At 63.0% G+C, this 23703-nt stretch carries 25 protein-coding genes and 2 tRNA genes; 8 read left to right on the forward strand and 19 right to left on the reverse strand.

Annotated features, from left to right (window positions below):
• Positions 1-62 precede the first annotated feature (62 nt).
• The 5 genes from MSIL_RS02705 to hflX all read left to right on the forward strand — a co-directional run bounded on the left by MSIL_RS02705 (position 63) and on the right by hflX (position 3994).
• Positions 63-593 carry a chromate transporter gene (locus MSIL_RS02705; RefSeq protein WP_244406204.1) on the forward strand — a complete coding sequence of 177 codons (531 nt, stop codon included), beginning with the start codon at positions 63-65 and terminating at the stop codon, positions 591-593.
• A complete protein-coding gene (locus tag MSIL_RS02710; RefSeq protein WP_012589575.1) occupies positions 590-1129 on the forward strand; it encodes a chromate transporter in 540 nt (179 codons plus the stop codon). The genes MSIL_RS02705 and MSIL_RS02710 overlap by 4 nt, the downstream gene beginning before the upstream one ends.
• Positions 1130-1145: 16 nt before the next feature.
• Positions 1146-2006, forward strand: coding sequence for a D-amino-acid transaminase (locus tag MSIL_RS02715; protein ID WP_012589576.1), 861 nt, complete (start codon positions 1146-1148; stop codon positions 2004-2006).
• Between the two features lie 215 nt (positions 2007-2221).
• Positions 2222-2473 carry an RNA chaperone Hfq gene (hfq, locus tag MSIL_RS02720; protein WP_012589577.1) on the forward strand — a complete coding sequence of 84 codons (252 nt, stop codon included), beginning with the start codon at positions 2222-2224 and terminating at the stop codon, positions 2471-2473.
• Between the two features lie 111 nt (positions 2474-2584).
• Entirely contained in the window at positions 2585-3994 is a 1410-nt protein-coding gene (gene hflX, locus MSIL_RS02725; protein ID WP_012589578.1) for a GTPase HflX, read from the forward strand.
• On the opposite strand, the gene mazG is transcribed toward hflX, so the two are convergent.
• The 14 genes from mazG to MSIL_RS02795 form a co-directional block, all read right to left on the reverse strand.
• Entirely contained in the window at positions 3967-4839 is an 873-nt protein-coding gene (mazG, locus tag MSIL_RS02730) for a nucleoside triphosphate pyrophosphohydrolase (RefSeq protein WP_012589579.1), read from the reverse strand. The two genes, hflX and mazG, sit on opposite strands and share 28 nt — an antisense overlap.
• Positions 4840-4941: 102 nt before the next feature.
• The gene (locus MSIL_RS02735; RefSeq protein WP_012589580.1) at positions 4942-5595 is read right to left on the reverse strand and encodes a cold-shock protein; all 654 of its coding nucleotides are present in this window, start codon (positions 5593-5595) and stop codon (positions 4942-4944) included.
• A 371-nt stretch (positions 5596-5966) separates the two neighbouring features.
• Positions 5967-6764, reverse strand: coding sequence for an MBL fold metallo-hydrolase (locus MSIL_RS02740; RefSeq protein WP_012589581.1), 798 nt, complete (start codon positions 6762-6764; stop codon positions 5967-5969).
• Positions 6761-7564: a TatD family hydrolase gene (locus MSIL_RS02745; protein ID WP_012589582.1), complete on the reverse strand. Its 804-nt coding sequence runs from the start codon at positions 7562-7564 to the stop codon at positions 6761-6763. Before MSIL_RS02745 ends, MSIL_RS02740 begins: the two co-directional genes overlap by 4 nt.
• 19 nt (positions 7565-7583) lie before the next feature.
• The gene (gene metG, locus MSIL_RS02750; protein ID WP_012589583.1) at positions 7584-9143 is read right to left on the reverse strand and encodes a methionine--tRNA ligase; all 1560 of its coding nucleotides are present in this window, start codon (positions 9141-9143) and stop codon (positions 7584-7586) included.
• Between the two features lie 94 nt (positions 9144-9237).
• Positions 9238-10332, reverse strand: a complete 1095-nt coding sequence (locus MSIL_RS02755) for a DNA polymerase III subunit delta' (protein ID WP_012589584.1) — start codon at positions 10330-10332, stop codon at positions 9238-9240.
• On the reverse strand, positions 10322-11023 hold the full coding sequence (gene tmk / locus MSIL_RS02760; RefSeq protein WP_012589585.1) for a dTMP kinase: 702 nt from the start codon (positions 11021-11023) through the stop codon (positions 10322-10324). Before tmk ends, MSIL_RS02755 begins: the two co-directional genes overlap by 11 nt.
• The gene (locus tag MSIL_RS02765) at positions 11007-12230 is read right to left on the reverse strand and encodes a D-alanyl-D-alanine carboxypeptidase family protein (RefSeq protein ID WP_012589586.1); all 1224 of its coding nucleotides are present in this window, start codon (positions 12228-12230) and stop codon (positions 11007-11009) included. Before MSIL_RS02765 ends, tmk begins: the two co-directional genes overlap by 17 nt.
• 149 nt (positions 12231-12379) lie before the next feature.
• Complete coding sequence (locus MSIL_RS19995) at positions 12380-13288, reverse strand: septal ring lytic transglycosylase RlpA family protein (protein ID WP_244406205.1); 909 nt, start codon at positions 13286-13288, stop codon at positions 12380-12382.
• A 485-nt stretch (positions 13289-13773) separates the two neighbouring features.
• The gene (locus tag MSIL_RS02775; RefSeq protein ID WP_012589588.1) at positions 13774-14199 is read right to left on the reverse strand and encodes a very short patch repair endonuclease; all 426 of its coding nucleotides are present in this window, start codon (positions 14197-14199) and stop codon (positions 13774-13776) included.
• On the reverse strand, positions 14196-15347 hold the full coding sequence (locus tag MSIL_RS02780; protein WP_012589589.1) for a DNA cytosine methyltransferase: 1152 nt from the start codon (positions 15345-15347) through the stop codon (positions 14196-14198). Before MSIL_RS02780 ends, MSIL_RS02775 begins: the two co-directional genes overlap by 4 nt.
• Before the next feature lie 43 nt (positions 15348-15390).
• A tRNA-Arg gene (locus MSIL_RS02785) sits at positions 15391-15467 on the reverse strand.
• A 92-nt stretch (positions 15468-15559) separates the two neighbouring features.
• Complete coding sequence (locus MSIL_RS02790) at positions 15560-15865, reverse strand: ETC complex I subunit (RefSeq protein ID WP_012589590.1); 306 nt, start codon at positions 15863-15865, stop codon at positions 15560-15562.
• A gap of 121 nt (positions 15866-15986) precedes the next feature.
• Positions 15987-16063, reverse strand: a tRNA-Pro gene (locus MSIL_RS02795).
• Positions 16064-16299: 236 nt separating this feature from the next.
• Here MSIL_RS02795 and MSIL_RS02800 point away from each other — a divergent pair.
• The gene (locus MSIL_RS02800) at positions 16300-16815 is read left to right on the forward strand and encodes a molybdopterin-dependent oxidoreductase (protein ID WP_012589591.1); all 516 of its coding nucleotides are present in this window, start codon (positions 16300-16302) and stop codon (positions 16813-16815) included.
• Positions 16816-16821: 6 nt separating this feature from the next.
• Here the strand turns inward: MSIL_RS02800 and MSIL_RS02805 are convergent, their stop codons facing one another.
• The 3 genes from MSIL_RS02805 to MSIL_RS02815 all read right to left on the reverse strand — a co-directional run bounded on the left by MSIL_RS02805 (position 16822) and on the right by MSIL_RS02815 (position 18892).
• Complete coding sequence (locus tag MSIL_RS02805) at positions 16822-17331, reverse strand: DUF192 domain-containing protein (RefSeq protein ID WP_012589592.1); 510 nt, start codon at positions 17329-17331, stop codon at positions 16822-16824.
• A gap of 91 nt (positions 17332-17422) precedes the next feature.
• Positions 17423-17992 carry a cold-shock protein gene (locus MSIL_RS02810; RefSeq protein WP_012589593.1) on the reverse strand — a complete coding sequence of 190 codons (570 nt, stop codon included), beginning with the start codon at positions 17990-17992 and terminating at the stop codon, positions 17423-17425.
• Between the two features lie 144 nt (positions 17993-18136).
• On the reverse strand, positions 18137-18892 hold the full coding sequence (locus MSIL_RS02815; protein WP_012589594.1) for an SIR2 family NAD-dependent protein deacylase: 756 nt from the start codon (positions 18890-18892) through the stop codon (positions 18137-18139).
• Positions 18893-19059: 167 nt separating this feature from the next.
• Between MSIL_RS02815 and MSIL_RS02820 the strand changes: the two genes are divergently transcribed.
• Both MSIL_RS02820 and MSIL_RS02825 read left to right on the forward strand, forming a co-directional pair.
• Positions 19060-20235, forward strand: a complete 1176-nt coding sequence (locus MSIL_RS02820; RefSeq protein WP_012589595.1) for an SGNH/GDSL hydrolase family protein — start codon at positions 19060-19062, stop codon at positions 20233-20235.
• A gap of 309 nt (positions 20236-20544) precedes the next feature.
• Positions 20545-21654 (forward strand): SGNH/GDSL hydrolase family protein, encoded by a 1110-nt coding sequence (locus MSIL_RS02825; RefSeq protein ID WP_012589596.1) that lies wholly within the window; start codon positions 20545-20547, stop codon positions 21652-21654.
• Positions 21655-21703: 49 nt separating this feature from the next.
• On the opposite strand, the gene MSIL_RS02830 is transcribed toward MSIL_RS02825, so the two are convergent.
• Together MSIL_RS02830 and MSIL_RS21580 are read right to left on the reverse strand one after the other, a co-directional pair.
• On the reverse strand, positions 21704-23545 hold the full coding sequence (locus MSIL_RS02830; RefSeq protein ID WP_012589597.1) for a carbamoyltransferase family protein: 1842 nt from the start codon (positions 23543-23545) through the stop codon (positions 21704-21706).
• Between the two features lie 6 nt (positions 23546-23551).
• Positions 23552-23701, reverse strand: coding sequence for a DUF5989 family protein (locus MSIL_RS21580; protein WP_012589598.1), 150 nt, complete (start codon positions 23699-23701; stop codon positions 23552-23554).
• Positions 23702-23703: the final 2 nt, after the last annotated feature.

Genomic DNA, 23703 nt, shown 5'->3' on the forward strand with positions numbered 1-23703 from the left:
AAAACATGACCACGGCTCCTGCGACGGATACAGAGCGGCCGCCTGCGCGGCGCGATCTTTTTATGGCGTTTTTCAAGATTGGCCTCTACGGCTTCGGCGGCGTCGCCGGCTGGGTGCGGCCGATCCTCGTCGAGGAGCGGGGCTGGCTGAGCGATCGCGAATTCGCCGAATTGCACGGCGCCGCAAGCGTCATTCCCGGCGCGAACACCGTCAATCTCGCGGTGATGCTCGGCGACCGCTTTCAGGGACCGGCCGGCTCGATCGCGGCGCTCTGCGGCCTGCTGCTCGCCCCACTCGCCATCCTGATCGCGCTTGCCTCGCTGTTCGATAGCTTCGGCGAGTTGCCTGCCGTCAAAGGCGCTCTCTCAGGCGCCGCCGCGGCGACGGCCGGATTGGTTATCGGGAACGCCTACAAACTGCTTCGCGCGCTGAACGGCGAGATGCTCGCCCTTGTCGTCGCGGGAGCGACTTTCGCCAGCGTGGGCCTGCTGCATTTTTCTTTTGCTGACGACGCTGCTGCTGGTCGCTCCCGCCAGCCTCGCGCTGTTTGCGGCCGCCCGCCGCCGGCGCCGATGAGCGCGGCGCGTCTATGACTGTCACGCTTGGCCAGCTCGCCGCGGCGTTCTTGAGCCTCTCGCTGGGAGCGATCGGCGGCGCCAACGCCACCCTGCCGGAACTGCACCGGCAGATGGTCACGGTCCTGCGCCTTATGGACGATCAGACGTTCGCTAGCCTTGTGGCGCTCGCGCAAGCCGCGCCGGGGCCCAATGTGATTGTCATGAGCCTGATGGGCTGGCATGTCGCGGGCGCATCCGGCCTTGTCGTCGCGACGCTTTCGATGATCGGTCCCTCATCGGCGCTGGCTTTTGCGAGCGAGCGCGCGCTGCGGCGCTATTCCGCCAGCGGAGCCGTCGCGATCCTCAAGAAATCGCTTGCTCCGATCGCGGTCGGGCTGATGGGGGCGAGCGGGCTCGTGCTGGCGCGGGCCGCCGATCGCGGCGTCTTGACGCTGGCGCTGACAGGCGGCATGTCCCTCCTATGCGGATTGACGCGGATTAATCCTTTATATGGCATCGCGGGCGGAGCCTGCGTGGGGCTGGCCGGCTCTCTGTTCGGCTTCCCCATCTGACAGTCCCGGAGCGCCTGTGAGCAGAATAACCTATGTCAACGGAGCCTATGTCGCGAGCCGCGACGCGGTCGTTTCGGTCGAGGATCGCGGCTATCAGTTCGGCGACGGCGTCTATGAGGTATGCGAGGTCTACGACGGCGCCCTGATCGACGAGGCGCGTCATCTTGACCGGCTGGGGCGCTCGCTCAAGGAATTGCGCATCGAAGCTCCCGTCAATCCCGGGGCGCTGAAAGTGATCCTGCGCGAGATCCGCGCGCGAAACAGGCTGTCTGACGGCTATCTCTACATCCAGGTAACGCGGGGAGTCGCCAAACGCGATCATGTCTTTCCGGATCCCCCCGTCCGCGCCAGCCTCGTCGTCTCGGCGAAGGCGATCGCGCCGGAAAAGGGCGAGGCCGCGGCGCGCAAGGGCGTCGGCGTCGCGACCATGCCGGATTTGCGGTGGAAACGCGTCGACATCAAATCTATCGGCCTGTTGGCGAATGTTCTCGCGCGCCAGGACGCCAAGGAGCAGGGCGCCTATGAGGCGTGGCTTGTCGATTCCGACGGCATGATCAGCGAGGGCGCCGCCTCGAACGCCTGGATCGTCGATCAATCGGGAGCGATTGTGACCCGCCAGCTCGACCATTCGATTCTGCGCGGCGTCACGCGGACGACTTTGTTCGACATCATCGCCGCCGAAGGGCTGCGGCTGGAGGAGCGCAAGTTCAGCCTCAAGGAGGCGCTCGCGGCGCAGGAGGCGTTCATTACCGGCGCGACGACTCTCGTCATGCCTGTTGTCGCCATCGACGGCGTGAAGATCGGCGACGGTGCGCCAGGACCACTGGCGCGCAAACTGCGCGCGCTGTTCCATCTTGCCGCGGCGCATTCAAACTGATCAAAGAGAGGCATAGTAATCGCTGATCGTGCCGGCGGCGTGGCGTTTGCGCCAAGCGAGCGCTCGGCCGATCGAGAAAGAGCGATTGCAAAGGAAGTCGGCAAAAGCTCTAATGTAACTGGGCGCTCCGCTTCCGTATGGGGCCAGACCGAGACGCGATTGCGCCCCACCCAGAAACGAACCGCGCCCCAACGCGCCAAAAAAGGAATCGCAAGATGGCAGCTGAAAGGCCACAGAATTTACAGGACACTTTTCTCAATTTTGTTCGTAAAAACAAAGTTCCTTTAACAATTTTTCTGGTCAATGGCGTGAAATTGCAGGGCGTCGTGACCTGGTTTGACAATTTTTGCGTTCTGCTCCGCCGCGATGGCCATTCGCAGCTTGTCTACAAGCACGCGATTTCCACGATCATGCCGGGTCAGCCGATTCAGATGTTCGAATCGGGCGAGGACGCCGCCGCGTCATGACGCCGGGCGGTTGGGGCGGCCGACAATTGTTCCGCCGGCCCCTCACGAAATTCTGATCGGCGCCCCATATCAGCTGTGGCGATCTTCGCCGACGCTAACACGCAGGACTTGATGCTGGATAAAAGACCGGGACTTGAAGACAAGAGCCAGGGCTCTGACAAGATGCTGACGCGAGCGCTGGTCGTCGGCCCCTATCTCAACGAAAAATCTCAATCAAAAAAGAGTTCGTCCGCGGGCTTTGCGGCCCGATCGACCGAGGCGCGAATGGATGAGGCGGCCGGCCTTGCAGCGGCGATCGACCTCGACATCGTCGGCGCGATGATCGTCATGCTGGCCAATGTCCGCCCCGCGACCTTTATCGGCAAGGGCAAGGCGCAGGAGATCGCGGATCTCGTGCAGGCCGAAAACATCGATCTCGTGATCATGGACTGCGCGCTGTCGCCCATTCAGCAGCGCAATCTGGAAAAAGCCTTTTCGGCCAAAGTGATCGATCGGACCGGCCTGATCCTTGAAATCTTCGGCCAGCGCGCGCGCACCAGCGAAGGTGCGCTACAGGTCGAACTGGCCCATCTCGCCTATCAGAAATCGCGGCTGGTGCGGTCCTGGACCCACCTTGAACGCCAGCGCGGCGGCTTCGGCTTTCTCGGCGGCCCCGGCGAAACGCAGATCGAAACCGATCGCCGGCTGATTCAGGAGCGCATGACCCGCATCGAGCAGGATCTCGAAAAGGTGAAGCGCACGCGCGGCCTGCACCGAAAAAGCCGCCGCGACGTTCCCTATCCCGTGGTCGCCCTGGTCGGCTATACCAATGCGGGAAAATCGACGCTTTTCAATCGGATGACCCACTCGGACGTGTTCGCCGAGAATATGCTGTTTGCAACGCTCGACCCGACGCTGCGCGCGGTTTCGCTTGGCGCTGGCGCCAAGATCATCCTGTCGGACACGGTCGGATTCATTTCGGACCTACCCTTGATGCTTGTTTCCGCCTTTCGCGCGACGCTCGAGGAAGTTTTGGAGGCGGACCTTATTCTGCATGTGCGCGACATCGCCCATGAAGACGCCGACGCCCAACGGACCGACGTCGAGACGATCCTGCGCGATCTCGGCGTCGATCCGGACGATCATCGCCGCATCCTTGAAGTCTGGAACAAAGCGGACCTGCTCGATGAGGCCGCGCGCGATGCGGCGCGTAACGCCGCAAAGCGCAGAGCCGGCCGGGATGGGGCCGAGCCGGTCATCGTTTCGGCGCTGACGGGGCAGGGGCTGGACGAACTTCGCGCGCAGATCGAGACGCGTCTGGCGATGGATCGCCTGACCTTCGAGATCGAACTTCAGCCGGAAAATGGCGAAGGGCTGCATTGGCTCTACGAGAACGCGGAAGTCTTGCGCCGAAGCGCCGGCGCCGACGGAACGCTGCACATGAAAGTCAGGGTTGGCCCCGAACGCGCCGAATCGATACGCCGGCGATTCATTCCGATGGCGGATGGCTCAGCTCAGGTGGAGGCAGGATCGCCGTCCTGAACCGAGGCGGCTGAATGCTTTGGCGCGCGTTCGAGAGCCTTGGCGTCGTTCCAGAGAGTGTCCATTTCGGCGAGCGTTGCTTGCCCGAGCGGGATCTTGCGCCGTTCGAGCTCCTGCTCGATAAAACGGAAACGCCGCGCGAATTTCATATTGGTCCGTCGCACGGCGCTTTCGGGGTCGGCCTTGACGTGGCGGGCGAGATTGGCGACGGCAAACAACAGATCGCCAATTTCATCGGCGATCGCCTTGGCCTCGCCGCTTGCGAGAGCTGCCTCGATTTCGTCGGTCTCCTCGCGAATCTTGTGGAGCACCAGACGGGCGTCATTCCAGTCGAACCCCACCTCCGAAGCCTTCGCCTGCAGCTTTACCGCGCGGGTGAGGCCGGGCAGGGCCAGAGGCGCCCCATCGAGGTGGCTCTCTGTCTCTAAAGCGGCAGGCGCCTCGGAGTTTGCCGCCAGCTTGGCCGCTTTTTCCTCCGCCTTGATACGCGACCAAAGCTTGCTGATCTCCTCCGCCGGGAGATCGCGCTGCTTTGCGAAGACATGGGGATGGCGGCGGATCATTTTCGCCGTGATCGCCTCGACAACGCCCCCGAAATCGAATGCGCCGAGCTCCTCGGCGATGCGGGCATGAAAAGCGACCTGAAGCAATAAATCGCCGAGCTCGTCCTTGAGGTCGGGCAGATCGCGCCGGCCGATGGCGTCGGCGACCTCATAGGCTTCTTCGATTGTATAGGGGGCGATCGTCTCGAAGGTCTGGGCAAGGTCCCAGGCGCAGCCGGAGCCCGGGGTCCGCAGCGCCGCCATGATCTCGAGGAGCCGCTGGATGTCGGTGGATGGCTGCATATAGCGGGCAGACCGGAATTGCCGCGATACAGGCGGCAGGGCAAGTTTGTCCCCGGCGCGCGTGGCGCGCCGGAGCGTTTCGACAACTCGATTCGGGGAAGCCTACTCGAGCGAAATCGACAGAGCTTCGCGGCCTTTCGGCGTATCGACGACCCGCATGCTGACCGCCTGGCCTTCCGCCAGATTCTGCACGCCCGACGGCCCAAGAATGGAGATATGGACGAACACGTCCTTGCCGCCATCATTCGACTGGACGAAGCCGAAGCCCTTATTGTCGTCGAACCACTTGACCGTGCCGGTGACCGAGATCGCCGTCGACGGATCGGGGGCGCGGCGGGCAGGGCGCGGCGAATCGCTGCTAAAGCGCGGCTGCTGCGGCGCACGTTCGGCAGCGCCTGCGGTGTCGACTTCGAGCACCCGCGTAACCTGAGCGCCCTTCATGCCATTGCTGACATTGACCTTGAGCTTTGCGCCCGGCGGCACCGTCTCATATCCGGCTGCCTGAAGCGCGCCGATATGCAGGAACGCGTCGCCTGTACCATTTCCGAGTTCGACGAAGCCGAAGCCCTTGTCGCCCTTGAACCATTTCACGACCGCGTCAATGCTGGGCCCTGAAGTTGGCATCGGCATCTCAGGCGCACCGCCGAAGCCGCCGCCGCGGGGCGACCGGCTCTGCCGCGGCGGGTCGTAGGGGGACGGCCCATCATCGTCGAAACCGCGCTTCTTCGGTCCCCGGAAGTCTCTGCCTTTGCTCATGTCAATGCCTATTCGTCTCAGCCTGCGCCGCCGCTTTTTGCCTGAACCACGGGACAGCCGACACGCCAAAAGGCCGGCCGCCAGAGGCGCCAGCTTGAGATCATCACCTATGAAATTCTTTAGGAATGCCCGACGCCCCGTGTCGCCCAAAATATATCAATAGACGCTTCGCTTGGCTACCCTAATCGGAACGAAAAAAGTACGGGCTGGGGAGAGCTTTGGCAAAGGGGCGTAAGGCCTCAGTGTTGATTCGCATAATTTATATTATGGAACATAGTGAAAGCTATCTTGATATCAGAATGTTGCAGCGACATCCGAAGACAGCGCTCTCGTTACCCTAATCCAGTCAAGCTAAGGATCGACGCCTTTGATCAGCCGACAATCCGCATGCCGTCATAGGCCGGCTCCACGTGAGGCGGAAGCTCTGCCGCAAGGCGCGCGAAATCGAGATCGGTATGGAGATTGGTCAGGATCGCCCGTTTCGGCTTCAATCTCGCGATCCAGTCCAATGTCTCGCTGAGGCTGAAATGGCTCGGATGGCGCGTGTAGCGCAAGGCGTCGACGATCCAGAGATCGAGGCCTTCGAGATAGCCAAGGCTCTCGGCGGGAATTCCATTGAGGTCCGGGGAATAAGCGATGTCGCCGAAGCGAAAGCCGAGCGCGTCGATTTCGCCATGTTCGAGCCGGAACGGCGTCGCCCGCAACGGACCGCCCGGACCGTTGACAGCCACAGGCGCGCCCGGGATAAGGCGGTGTTCCGTTAAAAGCGGCGGATATTGGCTGCCCGGCGGGGTGACGAAAATATAGTTGAAATTGGAGCGAACGACCGCCGACGTCGTCTCATCCATGTAAATGTTGATTTTATGCCGCGCCGAAATGACAAGCGGCCGGACGTCGTCGATGCCATGCGTATGGTCGGCATGGGCATGCGTCATCAACACGCCGTCGAGCCGCGTCGCGCCGAGATCGAGCAATTGCTCGCGCAGGTCCGGCGAGGTGTCGACGAGCACCGCCGTCTTGCCGCCGTCCGGCCCGGTCTGTTCGACAAAGATCGAGCAGCGGCGGCGTCTGTTGCGCGGATTTAGCGGATCGCAGGCGCCCCACCCTTGGGCGACGCGCGGCACGCCGCCGGACGATCCACAGCCGAGAATCGTGATCGCAAGGCTCATTCGGCCGCGACTTGCTTCACCACGGGGGGCGGCATCTTGCTGAAAAGACGAAGGGCGTTGGCGCTGGTCTCCGCGGCGAGCGTTGCGGCCGAGACGCCCTTGACTTCCGCCAGCGCCCGCGCAGTCGCTGCGACGAAGGCTGGCTCGTTGCGTTTGCCGCGGTGAGGGACAGGGGCGAGAAACGGCGCGTCGGTTTCGACCAGGAGACGATCCAGAGGCACGATCGCCGCGATATCCCGCAGCTCCTGCGACTTCTTGAAGGTGACGATGCCCGAAAAAGAGATCGACAGTCCCAGCGAGAGGCCGGTCCGCGCCAGCGTCAAAGACGATGTGAAGCAATGGAGAATGGCCCTGAATGGCCCCTTCCCCATCTCGTCCTCGAGAATTCGGGCCATATCGGCGTCGGCGTCGCGGCTGTGAATGACGAGCGGCAATCCGGTCCGCCGCGCCGCTGCGATATGGGTGCGGAACACGCGCTCAGCCTTGTCGCGCGGCGCGCTCTCATAGTGATAGTCGAGGCCCGCCTCGCCAATGCCGACGCATTTTGGATGCGCCGCCAATGCAATGAGCTGATCGAGCTCGGGCTCTGGGGCGGCGCCGACATGTTCCGGATGCTCGCCGATGGTGCAGAATACATCCGGGTAGGCCTCGGCGAGCGCGCTAATCTCGTCGAACCGCTCGATCCGGGTCGAGATGGTGACCATGCGCGCGACTCCGGCCTCGCGGGCGCGCTGAATCACAGCGTCGCGCTCGGCGGCGAAATCAGGAAAATCCAGATGGCAATGGCTATCGATCAGCATCACGCGCCCATGGGAAAGATCAAGCCGGCGCCGGCGCGTCGTCCGCCTCGACATAACGCGGAAACACCGGCGTCGGCGCCGGCAACGGACCGGACGGCGCGCGTAGAATAAAGTTCTCTGCGTCGGCGAAGCTGCGCGCGTCCTTGGCGACGCCAAGACTGTCCAGAAGCCTCTCCATCGAGGCGGGCATAAAGGGCTGCGTCATGATCGCGATGATACGCAAGACCTCAACAGTCACATAGAGCACGCTCTCCATTCGCGCCGGATCGGTCTTGCGCTTCACCCAGGGCTCTTCCGTTGCAAAATAACGATTGGCCTCGCCAACCACGCGCCAGATTTCGGCGAGGATCAGATGCAGCGCATAGTCTCGCATATGCCCGCGCGCCTTCTGCGGCAGCGCCCGCGCCTGAAACAGGAGCGCCTCGTCCGTCTCGTTCAGCGCCGGGGACGACGGCAACACGCCGCCGCAATTCTTGGCGAGCATGGATAGCGAGCGCTGCGCCAGATTGCCAAGATCATTGGCGAGATCGGCGTTGGTGCGGTTGACGATCGCCTCATGCGAATAATTGCCGTCCTGCCCGAACGGAACTTCGCGCAGCAGGAAATAGCGGAACGGATCGACGCCATATTCCTTGGCGAGGGCGAAGGGGTCGATCACATTGCCGATCGACTTCGACATTTTCTCGCCGCGGTTGAACAGAAATCCATGCGTGACGATCTGCTTTGGAACCAGCAGTCCGGCGGACATCAAGAACGCCGGCCAGTAAATCGCATGGAAGCGGGTGATATCCTTGCCGATCACATGCGCGTCGGCCGGCCAGAATTTCGCGCGGGGCGAGGCGGCGTCGGGAAAACCGGTCCCCGTGATGTAATTGGTCAGCGCGTCGACCCAGACATACATCACATGTTTCGGATCGCCCGGCACGGGAACGCCCCAGTCGAAAGTCGAACGGCTGATCGACAGATCGGTCAGACCGCGCTCGACGAAGGCGACGATTTCATTGCGATATTTCTCCGGCGTCACGAAATCCGGGCGCTCGCGATAAAGCGCAAGCAGCCTCTCTTGATAGGCTGACAGCCGAAAGTAATAGCTCTCTTCCTCGACCCATTCGACCGGCGCGCCGGTCGGCGCCAGCTTCGATCCGCCCGGCCCGTCCGTCAGCTCGGAGTCATCGAAAAAGGCTTCGTCCCGCACCGAATACCAGCCGGGATATTTCGACAGATAAATGTCGCCCGACGCCTGCATCCGCTTCCAGATTTCCTGCGAGGCGGCGTGATGGCGCGCCTCGGTCGTGCGCACAATATCGTCGGCGGACGCGTTCAATAATTCGCCCATCGCGTAGAATTGCGCCGCCGTGCGGTCCGCTAACTGTAGCGGGCTCAAATTCTCGCGTGCGGCGGTCTGCTGCATTTTCTGGCCGTGTTCGTCCATGCCGGTCACGAACAGCGTCTCGTAGCCGTCGAGCCGCTTGAAGCGGGCAATGGCGTCGGTCGCGATCCGCTCATAAGCGTGCCCGATATGGGGCGCGCCATTGGCATAGGGAATCGCGGTCGTGATGTAGAAAGTCGGGGCGGACATTGGCGAACTCGGCGCGGCGATCTTGAGGATTTGGAGACAGTCTTGGCGTTTCACGGCGGTCGAGGCCAGCCAATCGCGCGCCGCCGTCCCGAATTCAGGCCGAAGCCGCGCGTGCGGCCGCGGCAAGATCGGCGAAGAGGGCGAGAACAAATGGCCGCTTGTCGAGATTGAGCGCTTCGGTCTGCTGCGCTGCCTCCGTCACTTTTTCCCATACCTCGGCATAGGGCGCAAGCGCGCCGGGACGGACGAGCGAGTCCCCGGCCCCGTTGCGCACCCTCGCCTCCAGCCAGTCGTAGACAGCGGCGAGCAGGGCGTCATAATCGTCGGCGTTGTCGCGCGGCGCGACCTCTTCCGCAAGGGCGTGGGTGGCGCGCCAGTCGACTTTCGGCAATTCGCCGAGCATCCGCCGCAGCTTTCCGTCAAGTTCGAGCCCGCGTCCGCTGAGCAGACGCAAGGTCCCATGCAGCGATCCGCGCGTGCGTGCGATCGCGTCCTGCAATTGCGGCTTTGGCGCTTGCGACCACGGGGGGCCCAGCGTCGCGACGATGCGCGCGACTTCGTTCTCCTGAAGCGGCTTCAGCATCAGCTTGCGGCAGCGCGAGCGGATCGTCGCCAGCACGCGGCCCGGGCGATGCGCGATGATGATGAAAACGCAGCGCGGCGGCGGCTCCTCGATGAGCTTCAGCAGCGCATTGGCGCCGGAGGCGTTGAGATCCTCGGCGCTGTCGACGATCGCGACGCGGTAGCCCTGCCCGCCGGCCGCCTGATGGAACATATGGATGGCGCGGCGCACGTCCTCGACCCGGATCTCCGTCGCCAGCTTTTTTGTTTTCTCATTCCACTCGCGGCGCAAGACGAAGAGATCCGGATGAGCCAGCGACAGCGCCTGCCGCGCAGCCGGATGATCCTGCTCGGTGGCGAGATCTTGCGCCTTGGCGGCGGCCGCGGCCGGCTCTCGATTCACGAGGAGAAACCGCGCGAGCCGCCACGCCAGCGTCGCTTTGCCGACGCCGGAGGGCCCGCCGATCAGGATCGCGTGCGGCAGTTGACCCGCGGCGCAAGCGCGCAAAAGCTCCGCCTCCGCTTCCTCATGGCCGATAAAATCCGACGCGGCGCGCGGGTGTGGCGCATCCTCGAAGCGATCGGATTCCGGAACGGCGTCGTTATCCGTCAGCGCTTTAGGAGCCATGCGCGCGATCGAGCTCCCGCTCCTTGAGGAGGCGGTCCGACACTGCTGTCCAGATCGCTGCGGCCACCTCAACCTCGGAAGCGCTGGCGTCGACGACGACGCATCGCTGCGGATTGTCAGCGGCGATCGTCAGGAATGCGGCCCGGATCGCCTCATGAAAGCGAAGATCCTCGCCCTCGAAGCGATCGACGCCGTCTGCGTCTTTGCGGCGGGCGGCGGCGCGGCGCAGCCCCTCCCCTGGCGGAAGATCGAGGATCAAAGTGAGGTCCGGCTGCAAATCGCCAAGGGCCGTTCGCTCCAACGCATTGATCAGGCGGTTATCGAGCGAGCCCGCGCCGCCCTGATATGCGCGCGTCGAATCGGCGAAGCGGTCGGACACGACCCAAATTCCCGCCGCAAGAGCCGGCTCGATCAGGGCGTCGATATGATCGATCCGCGCCGCCGCAAAGAGAATGGCCTCGGCGGCGGGGCCGAGCGGCTTGACGACCCCCGACAGCAGCACCCGGCGAAGAATTTCGGCGCCTTCGGAGCCGCCGGGCTCTCGCGTTGCGACAGCTTCAATTCCTTCGTCCCGCAAGCGCTGCAGCAAACGGCCAATCTGCGTCGATTTGCCGACGCCCTCGCCGCCTTCAAGCGTGATCAGCCTGCCCCGCCGAGGGGACGACGGCGCGGGATCATTGGTTTGCGACATATTTGCTGTCGATCTTGCTGCCCACATATTTGCGGAACAAGCCCCCGACATATTCAAGCCCTGCTCCCATGGCCCGGCGCGGCAGCGAGCCAACCTCAACCGCCTCTTGCGTCTTCAGCGGCAGATCGAGCACCTCGACCGCGCCGCGAAAGATTTTCAGCCGCGCCACTTCCTTCCCGGCCTCGACCGGCGCGATCAGCGGGCCATTATAAACGATGCGCCCGGTAAATTTCTCGCCGCCGACGCGCGGCACGAGCGCCTTGACCTCTCGCCCAGCGACAAGCGGCGCCTCGAAGCTAGCTCCGCCGTAAACCTTGGCGTAGCCGATCGTCTCATCGGCGCTGAACAGCGACTTGGAGCTGAAGGACCGGAACGCCCAGAGAAACAGTTTGCGCGCTTCCTCGGCGCGCTCCTTCGCGGTCGTCGCGCCATAAAGCGCCAGGATCAACCGCTGGCCGTTCTGCACGGCCGAACCGACGAGACCAAAGCCGCTGGCGTCGATATTGCCGGTCTTGAGGCCGTCGGCGCCGATATCCATCGTCAGCAGCGGATTGCGGTTGGTCTGGCGGATCTTGTTCCAGGTGAACTCCTTCTCGCCGAAATATTTATAATAATCTGGATAGGTCGCGATCACATGCGCGGCGAGAATTGTCATCTCGCGCGGCGTGACCTTCTGCTCCGGATCGTCCTTGCCCCAGGGATTGGTGAAAACCGATCGGGTCAGCCCGAGCTCGTGGCCGCGCTTCATCATCAAGCCGGCGAAGGCGGTCTCGGACCCGGCGACTCCTTCGGCGAGCGCGATGGCGGCGTCATTGCCGGAATCGATCACAAGGCCGCGGATCAGATCCTCGACGCGCACGCGGCTGTTGAGCGCGGCGAACATGCTGGAAGCGCGCGCGGGCGCCCCGCCCGTCCGCCAGGCGTGCTCGCTGATCGTAAATTCGTCGTCGAGCTTGATGCGGCCCTGGGCGAGTTCGCCAAAAACGACGTCTGCGGTCATGACCTTGACCGTCGAGGCGGGCGTCACCGGGGCGTCGGCGTCCTTCTCGAACAGCACGCTGCCGGTCTCGACATCGATCAATATGGCGTGCGGGACGCTTGTCTGGATCGCTTGCGCCGAGGCTGGACCCGAGCCAAAACAAACCCCGGCAAGGATGGCGAGGCCCATGAGCCTGAGGATGTGAAGCGGCGGATTTGGAACGATCACTTGAATGCTTCCCCGCGCGCAACCGAGTCTTCGAGACGCGAGCAGCCGCAGGCTACGCGCCCCTGGTTACAAATACACGGTTAATGTGGCGCCGCGAATAGTCGCGATCAAGGCGGGACTCGCGCATCTACTGGGAGAAGCTGACCGCCTTAATCGGCTTGCTTCGCGCGCATTGCGACATTGACGCGGCCGGAGGCTGCGCCAAGGGCCGTGGGGCGCGCTGGCGGCAGAGGCGCCGCGGAGAATTGCCGGCTGAGGCGCGGCGGCGGGGCGTCGTCGTCGGCGGCGGACTCGTCGGCCGCCGCTGCGGGGGCGCTTTGTTGCGGACGTGCGACCGGGAGGGGCTGAGCTGCGGCGGTGCGGCTTGGGAGGTCATCGCCGGCAGAAGCCCGCAGAGCCGAAGGATCGAGCGACGCGGCGCGCGTCGGCAGGTCGGTGGCGTCGGCGACCATGGTCGGCGCGGCGCCGTCGAGACTGGCCGGGCCGTCGAGGCGAAGCGTCGCGAGAAGCTTTTCATCGTCTGAGCCGTCAAGGCTCGCGGCGGCGAGATATTCGACCTTCACTTTCGCTGTGCCTATATGGCGAAATTCGAGCGCGTCGGCGGTCCGGCGCGACACGTCCATGATGCGATTGGCCTCGAACGGACCGCGATCGTTGACGCGGACAACGATGGAGCGATGGTTGCGCAGATTGGTGACGCGCGCATAGCAAGGCAGCGGCATGGTCGGATGGGCGGCTGAAATCGCCTGACTGTCATAGACCTCGCCATTGGCGGTGCGCCGCCCATGGAAGGCGTCGCCATACCATGAGGCGAGCCCGACGGCGGAGTAGCGCTTTTCGCTCGGATAATAGGTGCGGCCAGCGATCGTATAGGGCTTTCCGACCATATAGGCCCCGCCGCCGTGGGGCACCGGTTCGCCGTCCGCGACGACCCGCGCGCTCGCCGGCCCATATTTCGACGAAGGAAAATATTCCTTGGAATGAGCCGCCACGCGTTGCAACTGCGGTTGTTGCGCGCAGCCGCCAAGACTGACGGCGCCGCCGCCGACAACCGCCATCAGGAGCGCCCCGCGCGGCGCGAGCGAGAGGCGGGAGGCAATGTTGGCGCGGGATGAAAACTGCGCGCATCGGGCGAGGGCTCGGGATGAGATATACAGAAGCCGTCTCGCCAGCATGCGCATATCCTGTCGTTTCCCTGCCCTCCACGGTCGGACGGGCGATCATCTGCTCAAAGTTTCGAATGCGAGCTTTGCATTCGAGCTATTGCCGAAGCTTTAACGGCGACAGCTTGTTGCTACACTATGCATGAGCGTTTGAGGAAGCCGACTGGAATTTCGTTAAAACAGCCTTCAATGGCCTGAAATTGCGACTATTGAAGCGTCGATTTATCCTTCTATTTCAATGTATTATGCAATCCTGCCACAGGTCCGCACATTCGCGCCAAAGGGGCCGAAACGGCGCAAATGTTAAGAGATCAAAAGCTTCCGCATGGTAAACGGCGCGGCTTGCATAGAGCTGATGCGATCGAGCCGCGGCGCGGGGACTACAGAAACGCTTCAAGCCTTTCGCGCAAGGCTGTCGCATCCTTGGTCTCGCATTCAAAGATTGTCAGCACATCCCAGCCTTGCGCTGTGAGCTCCTGTCTCGTCCTCGCGTCGCGGCTGCGGTTGCGCGCGATCTTTGCGGTCCAATAGGAAGCGTTGGTTTTCGGCATGCGCGCGCCGCGCTTGCAGTCATGGCCATGCCAGAAGCAGCCGTCGACGAAAATCACCTTGCGACGAGTGGCGAAGACAAGATCGGGACAGCCCGGCAGGTTCTTGCGGTGCAGGCGGAAGCGAAATCCGAGACGGTGCGCAAGCGACCGGACGATCATTTCCGGCCTTGTGTTCGTCGATTTCACGGCGCGCATGACGGCGCTTCGCTCGACGCTGACAGACCCTTCGGAAAGCGGCAAGGACCCTGCCCTCATTCAGCCGCCTCCGCGGGCTGCGCCTGATGCGCCAAAATCGGCTCAAGAATATGCTGCGCAATATGACGGACGACCGGAACCGCCAAACCGTCGCCCGTCAGATGATAGGCGTCATTATAATTCTGCGGCAGGATGTAGGAATCGGGAAGCCCCATCAGCCTTGCCGTCTCGCGCGCGGTGATCAGCCGCGATCTGACGCGCTGCTTTTCGACCGCAAGAATGAACTGCCGGCTCGATCCGCCCGATGGCGTCCGCAGACATCCGGCGAGCCCGTCGAACCTTGCCTCGGCCCGCTGGCGCCGCACGCCGTCGGCCTCGAGGCGCGTCCGGCGATAGGCGCAGCCAACGACGGGCGCGCCGCCCTCAGCCGCGCCCCGCGCGGCCGCAAGCCTTTGCCGGTTTGTCTCGTTCATCAGCGACAGCAGAGCGTCCGTTTCGGCGTCGCTGCGCCAGCGGACCTCGCCGTCATCTTCAAGAATATCCTTGAGGCGCGCCGCCTGAGGGGCCGGCTCGGGCATGCTCAACCAGATGAACCGGCGCTGCAGCGCAGGCGGCAGCGCGGCATGGGCCTGCCGCACAGCGGGGGGATGCCACCCGGACGGAGCGGCGGCGGCGAGGCACTGCGGCAGGCGAAGATGTTCGCGAACGCCGATGACGAAAAGGCGCGGCCGCGATTGCGGCGCGAACAGCGCGGCGTCGACGATCACCGCTCCGAAGGCGTAGCCGGCGCGGCTGAGACAAGCGCATAGCGCGGTAAAATCGGCGCCGCCATGCGAGGTCAGCGCTCCCTTTACATTTTCAAGGACGATGAGGTCCGGCGCGCGGCGCTCCCGCGCAAGCTTTTCGATCAGGCTCCAGAACGGGTAGAAGGATCCGCTCCGGGCGCCGCCAAGTCCCGCCCGTGCCCCCGCAAGCGAGAGATCCTGACAGGGAAAAGACGCCCAGGCGAGATTGGCGCGCGGCGTCTTAATGTCCGCGGGTTGAAGCGCGCCGACGTCCGCCTCAAAGAGTTCGCCGGCGCCCCAATTGGCTCGATAGGACGCGCATTTACGCGCGTCGAAATCATTGGCGAATCGGCATGTCCAGTTTGGGCCGAGTCCCGCGCGCGCCATGCCCCCGCCGGCGAAGAACTCAAGGAAATCCGGCAACCCTGCTCTCCCCGGACCTTGGCGCGCCGAAATTTTGCGGCGATGGCGACCCCGGCAGGATTCGAACCTGCGACCTGCCGCTTAGAAGGCGGCTGCTCTATCCAACTGAGCTACGGAGTCTCACGCCGCCGCGGGAGCCAGCGGCGGTCCAATTCGCTATCTCGCGGAAGGCGGCGCCAGCCAATCAAACGCCTGCACATGCCCGGACCGGCTCAATGAGTCCATTGTCCGATCCGCGTCGAGCGGAAATTGTCCGAATACGACAGGATCTTGCGCGGATGCGGCTTCGGCTCCTCGACGCGATAAACAATGCCATGCTTTTGCGCATAGGCGATGGCTTCATCCTTATCGCCAAAGCGAAGACGCACCTGGCTCTTCATATCGCTCGAACTGGTCCAGCCCATCAGCGGATCGATCTCGCGCGGCGAGGCCGGCTCGAATTCCAGAAGCCATAATTTGGTCCGGGCGCTGCCCGACTGAGTCGCTGTCTTCGCAGGCTGATAGATACGTGCGGTCATGGAGCGTTCCGATGCCATCGTGACGGCCGCGCCGTTCTTGCGGCGCGAGCTTCGATCTTGCCAGCCTAACGAAAAAGCGCGCGTCAATCCACGCGCTTTGCCGCGAAGGCTAACGGTCCGCTGGTCGGGGCAGCAGGATTCGAACCTGCGACCTGAAGTTCCCAAAACTTCCGCGCTACCAGACTGCGCTATACCCCGACTTGAACGTCCCGCCGCGAGAGTGGCTTTCGCTATCACGCAGCGGCGGTCCGAACAAGATCATCCTCAAGCGACCCCCGCGCCAATCGCGCTTGCCGGCCTCATCGCCGTCGCGACGCTCTCGGCAAAGCGTCAATACAGCCCAAACGACGATTGACCCATAGTTGTATCTGTAAATATACAGCTAACAGGCGAGAAACAGTGCGCCGGTTCAATGATCCAAGGGGGACATCCGAATGAAATCAATTTTTGCCGCGTTCGCGCTCGTCGGAGCGCTGCTTGTCTCGCCAATCGCGGTCTGGGCGCAGTCCGCGCCGCCGACTGCCTCTTTCATTGTCAGCGGAGAGGTGACGCAGCGCCTCGTCGTCAACCTCGCCAAGCTGAAGACCTTTCCCGTCGCAAGCGCGGACGTCACCTATTTCGCCGCGGGAGCCGTAACGACCCATTCCTTTACGGGAGTTCTGCTTTGGGACGTCCTGCAAAAGGCAGGGATCGTCGTGGATCCCACCGTCAAGAATGACATTTTACGCAAGACCGTGACGGTGTACGGCAGCGACGGTTATGTGTCCGTCTTCAGCGTCGGCGAAATTGACCCGTTCTTTGGCGGCAATCAAATCATCCTGGCTTATGCGCAGGACGGCGCATCGCTCGGGAACAGCGGTCTTGCGAAGCTCGTCGCGCCGGGAGACAAGGCCGGCGGCCGCTTTGTTTCGAATATCGCCAGGATCACCGTTCGCGACAGCGGACGCTGATCCATCTTAGGGCGCGAACATCGCATGCCGGACGCTGTCGCCGATTTTCACGCCGATTTTCGCGGCGGCGCCCGCATTCAGTTCGAGCACGCCATAGGCCGGCGCGCCGGACGGAATGATCGTCTCGGACAAAGGCTCGGCGTTCTCCGCGACGCCGACGACCTTGCCGCTCCTTGAAATAAAGATCATGTCGAGCGGCAGATAGGTGTTTTTCATCCACATCTGGATCGGCTGCTCGACGCCGAAGTCGAACAGCATGCCGCGATCCTGAGCCATCGCGCGGCGATACATCAGCCCGCGCTCGCGCCCGGCCTCGGTGCGCATCACCTCAACGAGGAAGGCGTGCGGCCCGGTCGGCGTGACGATTTCCAGAGATTCGAGCTTCGCGACCCCGCTGTCAGCGCCCGCGCGCAACGCGGTCAGCGGCTGCGCCAGCGTCAAAATCATAGCGAGCAGAAATGCCGCCGTGGCCCATCGCGCCAGAGCGCGCCCCGAGAAATTCTTGATCGACGGCATCGGCAAACTCAGGCGGCGATCGCGTCGCGCTTAATTCAGAGGCGGATCGCGGTCATGATCTGGACTGCGCCAACTCCAATATCATCGCGATCTAATGCGTCAAAGGCGCGGCGGCGTTGAGCGGGCGCACTTCGGCCGCCATCAGGCCTTTCGGTCCGTCGCCGAAACGGACCAGCAGGCTTTCGCCGGGGCGCAATTCGCCGATGCCATAATGCCGCAAGGTCTCCATATGGATAAAAATATCCTCGGTGCCATCGCCGCGCGTCAGAAAGCCAAATCCTTTCATGCGGTTGAACCATTTCACGACGACGATCTCGAAGCCGCTGCTCGGGGCGACATGGACATGCGTTCTCGGCCGTCCTTCGCACGGGCGCGTCGGCGGCGCATCCATCGAATTGATTTTCAGGACCTGCAGTCCCTTCGCCCGCCGCGCGGCTTCGCAAACGATTCGCGCCCCCTCATGGGCGGCCGCATAGCCGTCGCGCCGCAAAATCGTGACGTGCAAAAGCACGTCGGGTCCGCCGTCATCCGGCGTGATGAAGCCATACCCCTTGGCGACGTCGAACCATTTGATCTCGCCGCTGATCTCGACGAGGCTGTCAGGCTTTAACGGGCCGCTTTCGAACACGGCCTCGCGGCGAACAAGCGGCTTTTCGTCCAAGGAGCACCTGTTTCGGAATGCGGCCTTAGGGCTTTGAGAATCGGTTCCGACGCGGTGATCGGGCGTCAAGGATATCATCGCTCGGGACAGGCGACAGCCGCCGCTCGCAGGAATGTGTGGATGACGGAGCGGCGACCGCCTGCGCTATGAGGCGAAAGGTTGAAAAATGTCGCCGATGTCGCCGCGCAGGACGAGGTCGGCTTCGGCGTCGAGCGGCGTCTCCTCGCCGTTGACGATGACGAGTCGCGCGTCGGTTTCGCGCGCGAGCGATGGGAAGGCGGCGGCGGGATAGACCACGAGTGACGAGCCAATGGCGAGAAACAAGTCGCAGGCGACGCTTGCCTTGTAAGCCCGCGCCAGCGCCTCCTTCGGCAATGGCTGACCAAAGGAGATCGTTGCCGATTTGACGATGCCGCCACAGGCGGCGCAAACGGGCGCGGCGCCGGTCGCCTCGAAAGCGCGCCGGATCGGGAGAAGCTCATAACGGGCGCCGCAGGACAAACATCCCGCGTAAGAGCCATTCCCGTGCAATTCGATGATGCGCTCGGCAGGCACGCCCGACGCCTGGTGCAGATTGTCGATGTTCTGCGTGATGATGCTGGCGGCCTTGCCGCTGGCGACGAGATTGGCGAGGGCGTAGTGGCCGCGGCCGGGCGTGGCATGGGCGTAAAGATCGTCGAGCGCGAATTTTCGCCGCCAGGCTTCCTCGCGCATCAAAGCGTCGGAGAGGAACAGGTCGAACTCGATCGGCCTCAGGCGTCGCCAGGGCGAGTCCTTGGAGCGAAAATCAGGCACGCCGCATTCCGTCGAGATGCCGGCGCCCGTGAACGCCGCGATCTGGCCGGCGACTTCGATCAAATCGCCGAGCGCGGCCTGCGCCGCCTGAAGGTTCGTTACCAACAACCCTCGCCTCCTCCCTGCCCGCCTTAGCCGACAACGCTGGAACGCCGTCGCGCTTTGAAATAAAACGTGACCCCGCGGCTGTCCGGCGCAGCCTAGACACTTCAGCGTCGAACATCTATCGACGCCTCCTTTCGATTATTTCTTTCTGGCAAGTTCGGGCATCTATGACGCGGAAAACGTCTCTCCTCCTTCAACTCGCGATAGCGGCGGGTCTTGTCGGGCTTATCGCCTGGCTTGAAATCAAGCATCCCGTGACGCAGTTCCGCGTGTGGACCTTGCTCGCCGCCAGCCTCTTGCTGGCGAATCTCGCGGTCGCCCTGCAAGGGCGCGGGCGGGACGTCTTGATCGCCCTGACCGCCCTTGGCGTCGGCCTGACCCTTGCGGAGGGCGTCGCGATCGCGATGCAGCAGGGCGGCGGCCTCGACATTACGCGCGGCTGGTCGGTGCGTCAGCCGATTATGGGCTGGGGGCCGGACAAAGCGGGCGTCTATCATGCCGAGATGCGCGCCCCGAAAACCAACGCGCTGATCTACAAAGCCGATTATACGATCGATTCCAATCTCTTGCGCAAAACGGACTCGGCCGCAAACGGGCCGGCCATCGTGTTCTTTGGCGATTCCTATACATTCGGCGACGGCATCCAGGACAATGAAACGCTGCCCCAGGTGTTCGCCGACTCCCTGAATCCGAAGCAACGCGTCCTGAACCTTGGCTTTACCGGCTACGGGCCGCAGCAATTCCTGCGTGAGATGGAGACGTCTCGTTTCGATCAGCTTATCGGCCCGGATCCGAAATTGTTCATCTTTTTGACCGCCCCGTGGCACGCCGAGCGAACGGCCTGCAAGGCCTATTGGACGGCGCACGCGCCTGTTTACCGAGTCGAAAACGGCCACGTCGTCTTCAAGGGCCTTTGCGATGAAGGCGCCAAGCTCTGGCTTCGCGAATGGCTGCAGAATTCGGTCGCCTACCGCACGCTGACAGAGCCGTATCGCCACATGGTCAGCCATGACGACGTCGAGCTCTATGTCCGCATTCTCGAGGCGGCCGTCGCCATGGCCAAGCAAAAATACGGCGTCGCCACGCTGATCCCCTATCTGCGGGTTCCGCCCGCCTATTTGGCGGCCTCGGGCTTCACCGATGAGGAGATCATGGCGCGTCTGACCGCTGCGGGCGCGATTGTCCTCGACGCCTCGCTCAAGGCCGAGGCGGCCGCGGGGGCAACGATCACCATCAAGGGCGACGGCCATCCGACCCCCTTCGCCAATGTCCGCCGCGCCGAGATGATCAAGACCTATCTCGAGAAAAATATGGCCGGCGTCCTTCTCTCGAATCTGGATTAGACGGCGCTGCGCGCGGCTTCTCACCTGCGGCCAGGAATCGCGCGCTCTTGACGCGACGCTTATAAGCGGCGAGGACCTTCGTCCTCGCGCGTTTGGTTCCGGTCTTAAGGCCACCTCCTCGCGCAGGAACCGCCTTGACGCTCCAGACCGGGACGCGCATCGCCTCAGGGCCAACAGGAGTGTTTTACCCTGAATAAGATCGATCCCTCGTCCGATTGGGCTCAAAAGCTTCGTTTCGGCTGGCTGACGCCGCGCTTCATCTCCATCGTCCTGCGCCTTGCCGCGATTCCGGCGCTGATCGCCCTGATCTTGCACGTCGAGGCGAGTCATTCGCCGACGCTGTTCCGGCTGGTCAGCTTCTCGCTTCTGTTTCCGCTGTTCGCCGTCATCGCCTCCCTGCTGCGCGGGGTTGCGCGGAATTGCGCAATCGTTCTGGCCTCGCTCGCCTTGGGGCTCAGCGTGATGGAAGCGGCCGCCACCTTCCTCGAGCCAAAGCAAATCGTCGTCACGACCGACGGCTGGAACGGGCGTCGGCCGATCCTTGGATGGGCGCCGCAGCATCCGGGCGTCTTCCATTCGGACCGCATTGACCCGAAGACCGGCGCCGTCATTTACAGCGCGGATTACACGATCGACGCCAATCTTCTGCGCGAAACGCGCTCGGGGGACGCCAATCCGACGATCGTCTTCGTCGGAGATTCCTTCACCTTCGGCCTCGGCGTCGATGACGCCGACACCATGCCGCAGCAATTCGCCGATCTGATCCAGCGCAAACAGCGCGTGATCAATCTCGGCTTTACCGGCTACGGACCGCAGCATTTCCTGCGCGAAATGCAGACCGGGCTGTTCGATCAGGCGATCGGCCCCGATCCCGGCGTTTTCGTGTTTCTGACGTCGCCGTGGCACGCCGAGCGGACGTCTTGCAAAGCCTCATGGGTCATCGACGGGCCGCGCTATGAGATCGAAAACGGCAAGCTGGTCGACAAGGGCCAATGCTATGAAGGCGATGCGCTAAAACTCCGCCAGTTCATGGAGAGCAGCGCCCTTTACCGCTTTGCGCTGCAGCCCTACCGCAGCACGATCACGGCGAAGGACGTCGAGGGCTATATCGCGATCATTATCGCGGCGGTCGATCTCGCCAAGACGAAATATCACGCGCCGACAATCGTGCCCTATCTGAACGGGCATGGATATCTCGCTCAGACCGGCTTCACCGACGCGACAATCATCGAACGTTTGAGGCAAGGCGGCGCCATGGTCATCGACGCCTCGCTCGAGAAGGAGTTCGCCGAGGGCCAGCCTTTGGTCATCAAGGGCGACGGACATCCAACCGCCCTCGCCCATCGCCTGCGGATGGAGGCGCTGAAAGCCTATATCGAGCAGAACCTGCCGGGCGTCCTGCAGCCGAAACCGAATTGAGAGGATTGCGGCCAGCAACGCCTCGAAACGCTGAGATCAAGCCGGCGCGTCAATCGAGCTCGAAGGCGTTCTTGTAATCGAGTTTGAGCGCCGGGTTCTGCTGATCCTTGATCAGGATGCAATTGCCGACCGCGAGAAACTCGATCTCGCTGCCCATAAAGCAGCGGAACGCGTCTTCCGGCGTATTGACGATCGGCTCGCCGCGCACATTGAAGCTCGTATTGATCAGCACGGGACAGCCGGTCAACGCCTTGAAACGGCTGATCAGCGCGTGATAGCGCGGATTGGTCTCTTCATGCACCGTCTGGACGCGCGCCGAATAGTCGACATGGGTCACCGCCGGAATGTCGGATCGCTGTATATTCAGCTTGTCGATGCCAAACAGCGCCTCCTCCGCATCCGACATCTTGCGGCAGCGTTCTGACTTCACCGGGGCGACGAGCAGCATATAGGGCGAATCGACGTCGAGCTCGAACCAGTCCGAGACGTCCTGGCGCAGCACGGACGGGGCGAAGGGCCGAAAACTCTCGCGATATTTGACCTTGAGGTTCAGCGCCTTCTGCATCGTCGGCGAGCGCGGATCGCCAAGAATCGAGCGATTGCCCAACGCGCGGGGCCCGAACTCCATCCGTCCCTGGTGCCAGCCGACCGCCTGCTCGGCGGCAAGCGCGGCGGCGGTTTTCTCGATCAGATGGTCATCGTCGACAACGGAAAATACCGCCCCGGCCGCGGTCAGTCGCGCTTCGATATCGGCCTGCTCATAGCTCGGACCGAGATAGGCGCCCTGCATGGCGTCCGGCTTTTTCACGCTCTTTTGCGCGCCGGCCGGCTTTTCGTCGAAATAGACCGCGAGCGCCGCTCCGAGGGCGCCGCCAGCGTCGCCGGCCGCGGGCTGCACGAAAATATTGTCGAAGCGGCCGTCGCGCAAAATCTTGCCATTGGCGACGCAATTCAGCGCGACGCCGCCAGCAAGACAGAGATTACGCGAGGCTCCGGCCTCCGCGGCGAGCGCGCGCGTCAGCCGCAGCACGATCTCTTCGGTGGCCGCCTGAACAGAGGCGGCGAGGTCCATATGACGCTGATCGAGCGGGTCGGCGGCGCTACGCGCCGGACCGCCGAAGAGGTCATCAAACCGGCTGTTGGTCATGGTAAGGCCGGTCGAATAGCCGAAGTAATCCTGGTTCAGCCGGAACGAGCCGTCGGCCTTGACGTCGACGAGATGCTCGAAAATCTCTTTGACGAATCTCGGCTCGCCATAGGGGGCGAGCCCCATGACCTTGTATTCGCCGGAGTTGACCTTGAAGCCGGTGTAATAGGTAAAGGCGGAGTAAAGCAGCCCGAGCGAATGGGGAAAATGGATCTCCTTGGTGATTTTCAAGGATTCGCCTTCGCCGACCGCCGCCGAGGTCGTCGCCCACTCGCCGACGCCGTCCATGGTCAGCACGGCCGCGTCGCGGAACGGCGAGGGAAAATAGGCCGAAGCCGCATGCGAAAAATGATGTTCGCTGAAGCGCAGCTTCGCCTTGTCGCCAAGCGCGGGGTCGATCTCCTTCAGGGCGCGGATCAGAAGGTCGCGCTGAAACAGCTTCTCGCCGATCCACAGCGGCATCGCCTTGCGGAACGAGGCGAAGCCATTGGGCGCAAAAGCCAGATAGGTTTCGACAAGCCGCTCGAATTTCAGGAATGGCTTTTCATAAAACACGATGCGATCGACAGCCGCAGCCGACGCTTTCGCCTCGCTGAGGCAATAGCGGATTGCGTTCGCCGGAAAATCCGGATCGTGCTTCTTGCGGGTGAAGCGCTCTTCCTGTGCGGCGGCGAGAATCTCGCCGTCGCGAATCAAGGCGGCCGCGCTGTCGTGATAGAAGGCCGAAATGCCGAGAACGAGCATCGCGCGTCAGAACAGCGTGTAGATGAAGGGGGCGACGGCGGAGCCCTGGCTCAGCACGAACAACCCGCCGAAGATCAGGAAGAGAGCCAGCAGCGGCAGCAGCCAGAACTTCTTTCTGGCTCCGAGAAATTCGAAAAGTTCTGCAATGATCGACATGG

It is taken from the genome of Methylocella silvestris BL2 (assembly GCF_000021745.1).
Taxonomy (GTDB): domain Bacteria; phylum Pseudomonadota; class Alphaproteobacteria; order Rhizobiales; family Beijerinckiaceae; genus Methylocapsa; species Methylocapsa silvestris.